Source organism: Cryobacterium sandaracinum (assembly GCF_004403415.1).
GTDB lineage: Bacteria > Actinomycetota > Actinomycetes > Actinomycetales > Microbacteriaceae > Cryobacterium > Cryobacterium sandaracinum.
Genome location: NZ_SOGO01000010.1, coordinates 65,823 through 77,344, shown reverse-complemented (window position 1 = coordinate 77,344; position 11,522 = coordinate 65,823). Strand labels below are relative to the sequence as shown.

The 11,522-nt window shown below is 66.9% G+C and carries 7 protein-coding genes; 2 read left to right on the top strand and 5 right to left on the bottom strand.

Translation table 11 applies throughout. The annotated features are described in order from the left end of the window. Positions 1–98: 98 nt before the first annotated feature. Entirely contained in the window at positions 99–1,262 is a 1,164-nt protein-coding gene (locus E3T25_RS03285) for an LCP family protein (RefSeq protein WP_134372160.1), read from the bottom strand. A 143-nt stretch (positions 1,263–1,405) separates the two neighbouring features. Here E3T25_RS03285 and E3T25_RS17735 point away from each other — a divergent pair, with 143 nt between their 5' ends. Beyond that, the gene (locus E3T25_RS17735; RefSeq protein WP_134372158.1) at positions 1,406–3,562 is read left to right on the top strand and encodes a cell wall-binding repeat-containing protein; all 2,157 of its coding nucleotides are present in this window, start codon (positions 1,406–1,408) and stop codon (positions 3,560–3,562) included. Between the two features lie 103 nt (positions 3,563–3,665). Here E3T25_RS17735 and E3T25_RS03275 read toward each other — a convergent pair whose 3' ends face one another. Further along, positions 3,666–4,445 carry an HAD-IIB family hydrolase gene (locus E3T25_RS03275; RefSeq protein ID WP_134372156.1) on the bottom strand — a complete coding sequence of 260 codons (780 nt, stop codon included), beginning with the start codon at positions 4,443–4,445 and terminating at the stop codon, positions 3,666–3,668. A 158-nt stretch (positions 4,446–4,603) separates the two neighbouring features. Then, positions 4,604–6,682, bottom strand: coding sequence for a cell wall-binding repeat-containing protein (locus E3T25_RS17305; protein WP_241980582.1), 2,079 nt, complete (start codon positions 6,680–6,682; stop codon positions 4,604–4,606). Between the two features lie 624 nt (positions 6,683–7,306). On the opposite strand from E3T25_RS17305, the gene E3T25_RS03250 reads away from it, so the two are divergent. Beyond that, entirely contained in the window at positions 7,307–7,537 is a 231-nt protein-coding gene (locus E3T25_RS03250) for a hypothetical protein (RefSeq protein WP_134372154.1), read from the top strand. Here the strand turns inward: E3T25_RS03250 and E3T25_RS03245 are convergent. Together E3T25_RS03245 and E3T25_RS03240 are read right to left on the bottom strand one after the other, a co-directional pair. Then, on the bottom strand, positions 7,514–9,007 hold the full coding sequence (locus tag E3T25_RS03245) for an HNH endonuclease signature motif containing protein (RefSeq protein ID WP_134372152.1): 1,494 nt from the start codon (positions 9,005–9,007) through the stop codon (positions 7,514–7,516). The two genes, E3T25_RS03250 and E3T25_RS03245, sit on opposite strands and share 24 nt — an antisense overlap. 125 nt (positions 9,008–9,132) lie before the next feature. After that, positions 9,133–11,433 (bottom strand): HelD family protein, encoded by a 2,301-nt coding sequence (locus E3T25_RS03240; RefSeq protein WP_134372150.1) that lies wholly within the window; start codon positions 11,431–11,433, stop codon positions 9,133–9,135. Between the last annotated feature and the right edge of the window lie 89 nt (positions 11,434–11,522).

The window sequence follows — 11,522 nt, the reverse complement described above, 5'->3', positions numbered from 1 at the left end:
CAGAAATTGACTGCGGCATCAACCCAGAACGAGTGCCCCCCGATCTGAGGTCAAAACCACTCCTCGGGGGGGGGGGGCACGTCGAGCCGGGCGCACCGCTACCCGATCGTCTGCAGCTCCGGCCGGTAGGCGCTCAAGGTGTCGGTCTGGAAGCCCTCGCGCACGGCGTCGAGACCCTCCCAGTCCACGTTCACGATCGACTGGCCGTCGCCCGATGTTCCCGTTCCGTCGGTCGGCATCGTGAAGAACGTGACCTGCGGCTGCCGCAGTTCGCGCAGTTCCCAGGCCAGCGACGTCAGGTAGGCGGAGTCGAAGCCGTCGTCCACGGCGAGATAGGGCGTGACCGTCTCCAGCAGACCCGACGTCTTCACCGGATCGGCGAGCACGGACTTGTGCATCGCGGCGGAAAGCAGACTCTTGATGATGAGCTGCTGGTTGCGCACCCGCTGGAAGTCGCCGTCCTGGAACGCATACCGCTCCCGCGCGAAGGCGATGGCTTCGGTGCCGGTCAGGTGCTGCAACCCCTTATCGAAGAAGTGCCCCTTGAGGTGGTAGGAGTCGAAACCGATCGGGTTGTCGACGTTGACGCCGCCGAGGGCATCCGTCACCTGTTCGAACCCGGAGAAATCGACCACGGCCACGTGATCGATGCGGGTGCCGAGCAGGTTTTCTACGGTTTGCACGGCCAGCGGCACCCCTCCCCAGGAGAGCGCGGCGTTGATCTTCGCCTGCCCGTGCCCAGGCACCTCGACCCAGCTGTCGCGCAGGATCGACATGACGAAGAGGTTCTTGCGATCGGCCGGCACGTTCACCACCATCATGGTGTCCGAGCGCTCGCCACGGATGTCGGCGAGGTTTTTCCCGGTGGCGCCGCGGGTGTCCGATCCGAGTAGGAGGATGTTCTGCGCCTGCCCGTCGGGAACCGCGTCTAACGCTGCAGACGGGTCGGCGGGGGCGGCATCCGGTCCGGCGGCGGCCGGTCCGGCGCCGGCCTGTCCGACGACGCCCGGTGCGGACTGGCCGGCCGGCGGACGAGAGGCCTCGTCGGGAAAGGCCTTCGAGATCTTCTCGGTGCCAGTGTCGAAAGCGCGGGTCAGGCTGAACGCATAGATGCCGCCCGCGGCGATGGTGGTCAGCACAACCGTGACGAGCACACCCAGGGCGATGCGCCAGGGATGACGTTTCCGCGGCGCTTGGTGAGCCCCGCCGGGACTCGGCTCGGGGGGTTTGTGGCGCGACGAATCGGTTGTTCCGTTCGGCATTCGGGTTGCCTCCTGAGGCCGCTCAAGAGAACGGTGTCGACAACATAGCCCGGGCTTTCCCCCGTGAATATGGGCCGTTCAGGAAACGAATCCGAGTCTGTCGCCGTCGCCGCCAGACTCGGGACAGCCGCGACGATATTCAGATGATCGTTCCCCTCGCCGAGCGTGAGGGCCTCGGCTCAGATCTGCTGCACAGGCACCCCGGGTGTGTGGATACACTCAAATTAGACACTGTTCAAGAACTTTGTTGCCGCGACCCGAATCGCTGCTTTCACAGGCATCGGCGCCGCAATTCAGCGCTTCAGGGGGACGGTCGCATGTTGACAACACGCTTCAGGTGGTCGAAAACTTTCATTACGGTAGCCACGGCAGTGATTCTGAGCGTGGCAATGGTGCCGGCCGGGGCCTCATCCGCCTCGCCCGCACCCGTCACGGCGAGCGACGCGATCACGTCGACTCCGCCCGGCGAAGACACGGTCAGCCCCGAGGAAGTGCTCGGACTGCCCGAGGCCCTGGTCGTTCCCCTCGACCCGGCGGACGACATCCCAGTCGCTCCCTACGTGCAGGCGGCGCACACCGTTGACGTGGCCGTCGTGGTGCCGAGCGGCTCGAATGGGTGGGCGTCGACGCTCGACGACTCCGCCGTGCGCAGCCTGGTGGCCACAACCGGCGCCTACTGGACGGCCCAGAGCAACAACCAGGTGACGTCGCTGACTCCGAACCCCGAGATCAAGCGCTACACGAGCCCCTACTCCTGCTCCCAGCAGCAGGACGCCTGGAAGGAAGCGGCTGCGAAATTCGGCCAAACCGGCGGAATGTCGGCGTACCTGTCGAGCGGCTCGAAGCACCTGCTGGTGCTCGTGCCGGCAGACTGCGGCGGCACCGGACTCGGCAGCCTCGGCACTCCCTCCGCAGCGGTGAGCGCGGCCAACGGTGGAATGGTCTGGGCATCCGTCGGCAATGCGAACCAGGGTGACATCGTGGCGCACGAGTTCGGCCACAACCTGGGCCTGATGCACTCCAACACCCACTTCTGCCCGGATGCGACGATCACCGAGGGTAGCGTCGGCGCGGCCGGCACCTACTCCGACGGCTGCTACGACAAGGCATACGGCGACGCGTTCGACGTGATGGGCGCCGCCTGGTCGGTGACCTGGAACGGAGCGATCGTCGCCAACGCCCGGCCGACCGCGTTGAACATCTCGCACCAACTGCGGCTGGGCGCGACCAGATCGGACGAGGTTCAGTCCCTGACGCTGACGCCCGGCAAGGCCAGCGAGTCGTTCAGCACAGCCGTCGCCTCGACCGGAGCGGCTTCCGGCCGGCAGGCGCTGAGGATCACGGACCCGCGCACGGGCCAGCTCTACTACGTGGACTATCGCGGGGGCGGCGGCGCAGACGCCGGTTCGCTCTACGAAACCGGCTACCTGAGCGGTGTCGGTGTGCAGCCGGGCGTGCGCGTGCTCACCGCCCGAGCCGACGGCACGTCGGTCGTCTTGCTGAAGCCGGACACCGTCTCGCGCGACGGCCACAAGCTCTTTCTGTTGGCCAGTGAGAGCCTGAGCACGCGCTCCGGCGGGGTGAGCGTGCGGGTGCAGTCCATCGCCGAAGGCGTCGCCANGCGGGTGCAGTCCATCGCCGAAGGCGTCGCCACGGTGACGGTGGCGCTGGCGGATAGCTCGATCGAAACCGTGACCCGCATCTCCGGGGCCGACCGGTTCACGACCTCCGCCGGGATCTCCCGCGCCAGCTTCAACCCCGGAGTCGCCGCGGTCTACATCAGCAGCGGAATGACCTTCCCCGACGCGCTCTCCGCCGCCCCCGTCGCCGGCATGCAGGACGCACCACTGCTGCTCGTCACCAGCGACAGCATCCCCGCCGACATCCAAACCGAACTCGACCGGCTCAACCCCGCCCGAATCGTCGTGCTCGGCGGAACCACCTCCGTGAGCAACAACGTGCAAGCCCAACTGGCCGGATACACCACCGGCGCCGCAGCCGTCACCCGCATCTCCGGGGCCGACCGGTTCACGACCTCCGCCGGGATCTCCCGCGCCAGCTTCAACCCCGGAGTCGCCGCGGTCTACATCAGCAGCGGAATGACCTTCCCCGACGCCCTCTCCGCCGCCCCCGTCGCCGGCATGCAGGACGCACCACTGCTGCTCGTCACCAGCGACAGCATCCCCGCCGACATCCAAACCGAACTCGACCGGCTCAACCCCGCCCGAATCGTCGTGCTCGGCGGAACCACCTCCGTCAGCAACAACGTGCAAGCCCAACTGGCCGGATACATCGGGTGAGCCGGGTCGGCCAGCTACATCGGGTGAGCCGACTCAGCCTTGGCTCAGCTGATCTGGGTCATTTGAGCCAAAGCTGGCTCCGGGATCAGACGGTCAGGGGCGCTCAGCGGCGCGCGGCGGCATCCCTCAGAAGCGGAATCAGCGTTTCGAGGAACGCTGCGGTGTCTCTCCAGCCCTCGACGGCGACGCACTCCACGCCGAGAACCTTGACCGGGTAGTCGTTGCCGTTCTCGTCGAGGCGGTCGCCGACGAAGAGCATGTCGTCGAGGGGCACGCCGGTGAGGGCAGCGAGCTTCTTCATGCCATAGGCCTTGTCGATGCCGCGCCGGGTGATGTCCACGGAGGTGGACCCGCCGGACCGAACCTCGAGGTCGGGGAGCAGCACCTGCACGGCTTCGCGCAGGGTGTTCTTCTTCTCGCCCGTTGGGTCCCACGCGGATTTCGCGGCGACAGGGGCGGCCTGGCCGAGGGCGGAGAAGGTGATCTGCGAGCCGCGGTCCTCGAGGATCGGACCCCACGTGTCGCTCTCCCAGTAGCCGAGTGAACGCGCGGAGATCTCGACGGCGGCGAGGGCATCCGTCTTCTCGGCGTCGGTCAGGTATTCGGCGTAGATCTGGGTCCAGGAACCCTCGACGTGGCGGTAGTACTGGGTGCCGCAGGTGGGCATCAGATGCAGGCGCGAAAGGATGTCGTCACTCACGGCCTCGAGGTTGTCGATCAGCTGCATGTGGAACTGGGCGATCTGCCCGCCGGAGATCACGCACACCTCGACAACGCCGAGCAGGCTGACCAAGAGTTCCGCCATGCGCGGGTCGAGCGGCGATTTGGAGGCGGCAAGCGTGTCATCGAGGTCGAAGGCCACCAGGCGGGGAAGTGTCGTCATGTGAATTGTGGTTCCTCTAGCAGGATCATTGCACCGGAAGTCGCATCCAGTGCGGAACGTCACCCATTCGCAACGCCAGAAAAAACTCTACAGCGCCCGATGGCCAAGCCGGTCGAGACCCGGATCTCGACAGGCTTGATCACCAGCGAACTCAACGGCTACGGATGGCCGGGCAGCGATTCGCAGGCCGTTCCATCGTTGTTCCCGTCGAGGCGTGCGATATCGCCGTAGTACGGCAGGTAGGTCAGGAACCAGGCCTGCGCCGCGGACCAGGTTGCGAAGTCTCCGCAGTTCTTGCTGTCGCCAGGGCTTGCCGGCGGTGCAGGCGGCTCAGGTGGTGCCGGGGGCGGCGGGGCAACGCAGTCAGCGGACAGGGTCTTCGCATACACGTCCACGCCCTGGAACTTCACATGAATTCGGGCGGCGGTGTCTTCACCGATGCCGCCCAGCTCACTGCGACCGAGAACCACGGTGCCGCCTTCCGGAATGGCGATGCCGTTCACCGTGGCCGCCGGGGAATCGACGGAGAAGTCCACCGTGATCGCATAGTCGTTGGGATTCGTGGCGGTCATCGAGAAGCCGGGCTGAGGGCTACACACGTAGCCGACATAGATCGACGGATTTGTCACGCACAGGGTCAGCGACTCGACGGCGGCCGTGACGGAGTTCGTGCCACCGAGAATGACGAGGCGGCGAGGATTGAGTGCATGGATCTCGTCGATGATCTTCTGAGTCACACAGCTGGTCGGGACGAGCAGGAGCGGCGCCTTCGCCTTGCCTGCGATCGCTCCGCCGGCCAGAGCGTCCGGATAGTTGAAGCCGGTGGCGAGATAGACCGTGTCGGCAATTTGGAACGCTTCCTTGTTGATGTTCAAAGCGGCGACGAAACGGTCGGCACCGCCGAGACGCATCGCACCGCCGGGAAGCCCCAGGCTGCGAACGGCGGCCTCGATTCCGGTTGAGACGGATGCCGTGCCACCGGCGATAACAGCATCCGTCGGGTTGAGTCGGGTGATCAGCGCGGTCGTCGGCGCATCCAGCGAGGTCTGATACCCGGGAACGAGGAGCACCGCCCCGTTGCGCGCGCCCGCTGCGGAGCTCGCGGCGAGGGCATCAGGGAAGTTCTGCCCGGTGGCCAGGTAGACCCGGCTGGCTCCCGTCGCGCCGAACGCGTAGTCGACGAGATTTCGGGATGCCTCGTACCGGTCGGCGCCGCCGATGCGGAGCACGTCTGGTGCCAGCGTCTGGAGCAACTCGAATTGCGACGAAGAAACCGAGTTGACGCCGCCCACAACGACGATCTTCGACGGGTTGAGTCGCGCGATCTCGTCCCGCACCTTGTCGGGGAGTTCCGTTGGAAGCGTGAGGAGGAGCGGCCCACCGGCGGCAGCTGCGGCCGGCGCGGCGCTCAAGGCGTCGGGGTAGTTGGTGCCCTTGGCGATGTAGATCGTCGGCGCGCCCTGGACATAGTTCTTCAGGGAAAGGTTGATGGCCACGTCGTAGCGGTCAGCGCCGCTGATTCGTTCGACCGTGGGTGCCGCCGATTGGGCGATCATCTGGGCCGGGACCTCGAGTTGCGGGTCTCCGCACGCTCCCGTGATCTGGTTGCCGAGCACGGACTGTTCGGCCTCGTCAATCGACAGGTTCCACCGGTATTTGACCGCAACCCAATCAACCACGTACTGGCACGCAACACCAGGCAGGGGCGGCATCCAGTTGCTCGGATCCGAGTCACTCTTAGAGGAATTGACGTTGTCCGTCACGGCGACGAGGCTCGCCGGGTTGCCGAGGTCATTGGCATAATCCTGGCGTTGTTGCGGGGTCCAGTGAGAAGCCCCGGACGCCCAGGCCTCGCCCAGGGGCACGAAATGGTCGATGTCGACGTCGGAAGGGTTGGTCCAGGTGGCGCCGTCATACCAGGAATTCCACTGCCCGCTCACGATCGTGCACCCGGACCCCTTGACGACGGGAACCAGCGACTCCGCGATCAGCACTTCCTGACGGGTGTCACAGCCGTTGCCGTCGGAATCGATCCAGTGCACGAAGAGCGCGCGGTCGTAGCCGGCGGGGGCCGACGGCGCAACCGTCAGTTGCGCCAGGAGAGTGGAGGCCGCGACCGTGCCGGTGCCGGTGAGCGCGCTGCCGTTCGCAGCGGCGGGGGTTGCTGCGTTCGCGGCTGGGGGTGGCGTTGCGGTGAGCAACGCTGCCGCGAGTGCTGGCACAACAAGAAAAGCCAAACGAGTACGCATTTATCCCCCACGCGGGCACGACGCCCGACGTTTTTCAGCCTAGGTGCGCTTGAGGCGCACCGGCACCACCCTTTCGGGGAGATCGGCATCGGGCAAGCAAAAAATACCAAGGCAGCGTGGGGCACGGACGCCGGTGCGCGGGTTCGAAGGCTGTGTCACCGGGTTTCGACCAGAGCTCGGCTGCTCTGCCATCGAGAGGCTCACACACGACCGGACAACTGAGCTTCCGAGTGCGACGCCTCAGCCCACAGCATCGGGCGGTTTTCGTCGCGTTGCTCACTGAGCACCCGCAGGCCGAAGTCGAAGACACTCCGGAACTCCATTTCGATGACACCATCGACCTCCAGAGCGACTCAAAGGCATTCGCCTTGGTCGCCGAAACCGATGACGGCCGGCTTCTCGGCGCGATCGCCATCGACCCCGGCACTACGGTCGTCGAGCTTATGATCACCGTCGGGTCCTCGGAGGTGTGCCAGGCGCTGCTCAATACTCTCGCGCCGGCGCGCGCCACTTGCGGTTTCGCTCAGGTGCACGCCACCGTTCCACCGGAGTTCTCCGAGGGCTTCCGGTCAAGGCTTGGTTGTCCTGCCAGAGAACACCCGCATCGCGTGGATGAGTATCGACCACGCGGAAGATCAGGTACGCGACTATGAACCGATTCCGCGCAGCTCGCTGGCCGCGTTCCTCGTGATCGACCCCAACGTGTACACGTCCTGGTCGTATGACGCCCCTGGCAACCCCGAAGATGACGACTCGCGTCAAGAAAAAATTAGCACCGGCATGAGTGAGTTCACGGCCCGGCTCGAAGCAGAAGCAGCCTCAGGTGGCGTTTCGGAGAGCTGACCTCTGACTGCCCGCGGGCCGCCACGTGCGAGTGGGGTCGTAGCAATAGGGTGCCCTGACTTCGGGTTTGCCGCGGATCATGCGGATTTCCCAGCCCGACGTGTCGATGCTGTGGTGATGAAACCAACACAGCAGCACCCCGTTGGTGATCACGGTTTTGCCCCCGCGATACCAAGGGATCACGTGGTGCACCTCGCACCAGGCTGCCGGCACGGTGCACCCGGGAATGGTGCAGCCGCCATCGCGGGCAGCGATGGCGCGGCGCTGGGCCCGGTTGAAGAAACGATTTTCGGTGCTGAGGCTGAGGACCTCGTTGTGCGACCCGAACCGGATCTCCTGGAACCCGCCGGCGCAGAGCGCCTGCTTCACGGTTGTCAGCGAGACCGGCGCTTCGACGCCGTCGATCCAGCCCACGCCGCGGTCGGCTGTCAGGTCGGCCTGGTTGACGTGGATCATGACGGTGGGGGCCGCGCCGCCCATGCTCGGGGTCCCCGCATCACGGGTGGCGGCCTCAAACACGCCGCGAAGGATGTCGGCACGCTTCTCACCGCCGTTACGGTCGTCGCTGAGGGATGCGGCTTCTGCGCCCGGGATCAGCTGCCAGGCATTCATGCGCGCCTGTTCCTCTTCGGTGGGGAACGCGGGGGCCGCGTGCGCGGAAAGATAGGTATCGAAGATCGCGTTCATAATGCCACGGAGCTCGGCGGTGACGCCACCGCGCAAAGGGTAGAGGCCGTCACGAAAAAGCCCGAACCCCACGGTGCTGCGGGCTTCGGCGACGGGCTCGTTGGGGGCGGTGCCGTCGGGGTCGAGGTGGGCCTGCCACTGCGTGGCGAGCCCGCGCACGAGGTCCGCCGGAAACGCGAACCCCTCGCCCGGGAGCCCGCGGGTTTCGTCGGTGATCGCACCGGTCGCATTGGCAACCAGGGTGCGTTCGACCGCGCCGAGGTCGTCGGGCACCACCCGGGCCGCGACCTTGTCGAGGGCGGTGACGATGTTCTCGGCCGCGTCCACGCCGAGGTCCCCGGCGGTAAGGGCATCGGCTACGGCCGGATAGTAGGGCGGCAGCATGCTCGTGCCGGCCAGGCGCGGGATCAGGTTCTCGCCCAGCCGCACCCGCCGGTTCGCCTCCCGGGCGGAGACGCGGGTCAGGCGGGTGATCAGGTCGACGCCGTTCGTCGCCCCGTTCTTGTACGCGAGGGACTCGTGACCGAGAATGCGGCGGGACCGCACGGAAATGTCGGCGGCGGATGCGACCCTGGCAGCATCGACCCGGCGGCCGAGGTCTTCGACCGTGCCGAGCACCGCCATGGCATCGGCCTCGTTAAGGAGGGAAAAGGACACCGAATCGAGCACGGCCGCGGCCAGGTCACGGGCCTGCTGGAGCTGCTGCACGAAGGGAGATTGTGCAAGGGGAGACACCGCCTGAGTGGAGGCGGTGGGGTGGTGCGGAGTGGGGGCTCCTGCCATGCCTCAATTGTAAATGACTTCGAATGTCAGGTCAAGATTTTTACTCAAGTTTCGATATCAATTACGCCAATGGTCGGGTTCAGAGAATGGCTCGCCGGGTTTCGACAAGCGAGACCACCGGGCCGCTACAGCCCCACGGGCAGCTCCCCCGTCGCCACGAGATACAGCCGCTGCGTGGGCCGCGTCATCGCCACGTACAGCGCCCCGGCCCCACGCGAAGACGCCGCCACGATCCCCGCCGGGTCCACCACGATCACGGCGTCGAACTCCAGCCCCTTCGAATCCTGCGGGGTGAGCACCGCCACGTCCTTGAGCAGTCCCGCAGCCCCGACACCGATACCGACGCCCAAGGAACCGAACTCAGCAGACAGTGAAGCCACAACTTCAGCCAGCGAGGGCTCCAGCACGATCACTGCGACGGTTCCCCCGAGACCTAGGGAACGTTCCCGCCGAACGGCCGAAACGACATCCGTCACCGTCTCAATCGGCCACTCGCTCGCCCGCACCGACCGGGCCGGGGTGATCGGCAGGTCGTGCGCGAGCGCCATCGACTCGGCGGCCGCGGCGATCTGGCTGGGCGTGCGGTAGTTCACGGTGAGCTCCTCGAGCCGCCACCGCGCGGCCTCGAGCGAGGAGCCGAGCAGAGGCTCGAGGGCGTCGCGCCAGTTCGACGCGGCCGCGGCCGACGCCGCCTGCGCGATGTCGCCCACGATCGTGAACGAGCGCAGCGGACCCCGCCGCAGCACCAGCCGCCACTGCATCGGCGACAGTTCCTGCGCCTCGTCGACGACCACGTGCCCGTAGGTCCAGGTGCGGTCGAGGGCGGCACGCTCGGCCGTGGTGGCCCGGTCGCCCAGCTCGGCGAAATTGTCGGCGAGCGCCTTGGCGTTCACCAAGCCCTTCACCTCCATGTTCGAGATCGCCAGCTCGGCGTTCTCCACGTCGCGCTTGCGCTGCTCCTTCTGCTCACGCCGCTGCGCCGCGTCGACCACGTTGTACTCGCCCAGGTGCTCGGCCGCCTCATCGAGCAGCGGCACGTCCGAGATGGTGAACTCGGCATCCCGCGACCGGTGCAGCAGTGCGCGCTGCTCCGGCGTCCAGGTGGGGGTGAGCTGCGCCAGCCACTGCGGGCGCGCATAGAGGTCTCGCACCAGCTTCTCGGGGGTGAGTGGCAGCCAGGCGGTGTTCAGCGCCACCCGCACGTCGTCGGCCAGGCGCAGGTCTTCGCGCAACATGGGCAGGTCGGTGTCGTCCATCGACCGGCCCTGCTTCTGCAACTGCGCGAGCCACTCCCGGGACAGCGCGGTGAGCGCGTTCTTGACGAACGTCACCCGGGCCTCGTTGTGCGGCTTGCCGCCGGCCCGCGCTCGGTGAATCGCGGTCTCGATCAGCTGCGGCTTCAGGGTGAGCCGGTCACCGCTGACGACCAGCACCTGCGCCGACGCCGGCACCCGCTGCCGCGAGCGCACTGCGCGCTCGACCAGCCGGGCCATCGAGGTCTGGCCCTTGATCGCGGCCACGGCCGGGGCATCCTCTCGGGTGGCCTCGATGCCCGGGTAGAGCTGGCCGACGGATGCGAGCACCACCCCGGTCTCCCCCAGCGACGGCAGCACCGCCTCGATGTAGTTCAGGAAGGACTCGGACGGCCCCACGATGAGCACACCCGAGTTCTTCAGCCGATCGCGATGCGTATATAAGAGGTATGCCGCCCGGTGCAGGGCCACGGCCGTCTTGCCGGTGCCGGGCCCGCCCTGCACCACGAGCACACCCTTCAGGTCTGAACGGATGATGCGGTCCTGCTCCGCCTGGATCGTCGCCACGATGTCGCTCATGTGCCCGGTGCGCTGGGCGGTGAGCGCGGCCAGCAGTGCGCCCTCCCCCTGGTGCACGGTTGCCGAATCGCCCTCGAGCAGGGCGGCGTCGAGGATCTCGTCCTCGATGCGCACGATGTCCCGCCCCTTCGAGAGCAGGTGCCGGCGGGCGCGGGCCCCGAGCGGCGTGGCCGCGGTGGCCTGGTAGAACGCGCTGGCCTGCGGCACCCGCCAGTCGAGCAGGATGGGCTGCAGATCTTCGTCGCGCAGCCCCAGCCGGCCGATGTAGCGGTAGACGGAGGCATCCGTCGCGTCGGAGTCGGAGTCGGAGGACGAACCGGAGCCAGAACCGGACCCGGAACCAAGGCCAGAACCGTCGGCGGCCACCTCGAGCCGGCCGAACGCCAACCGGTCGTCAACCTCACGCAGCTGCACAATGCGGTCTTCGTAGAGACGCGCAAAAGTGTCGCGCTCCGAGCGGGACTGATGGTTGCCGCCCACGTCGAGCCGCCGCACCGCCACGAGCTGCTGCTCGGCCTCCCGCTGCAGCGCGTCGAGGCGCGCGTACAGGTTCGCGACATAGTTCTGTTCCCGCTGAAGCTCCAGATCGATCACGCGCTCACCCCTTGAATTCGAGCTTCAAGTTTACAAGGGTCCGAACGGGATGCCCACCAGCCCAGTTATGGGCTGGGCTGGCGGGCATT

Bases quoted from the DNA above. Each gene is read 5' to 3' on its own strand.
- E3T25_RS03245 (WP_134372152.1), bottom strand. From the start codon at position 9,007: ATGGCAGGAGCCCCCACTCCGCACCACCCCACCGCCTCCACTCAGGCG.
- E3T25_RS03275 (WP_134372156.1), bottom strand. From the start codon at position 4,445: ATGACGACACTTCCCCGCCTGGTGGCCTTCGACCTCGATGACACGCTT.
- E3T25_RS03250 (WP_134372154.1), top strand. From the start codon at position 7,307: ATGAGTATCGACCACGCGGAAGATCAGGTACGCGACTATGAACCGATT.
- E3T25_RS03285 (WP_134372160.1), bottom strand. From the start codon at position 1,262: ATGCCGAACGGAACAACCGATTCGTCGCGCCACAAACCCCCCGAGCCG.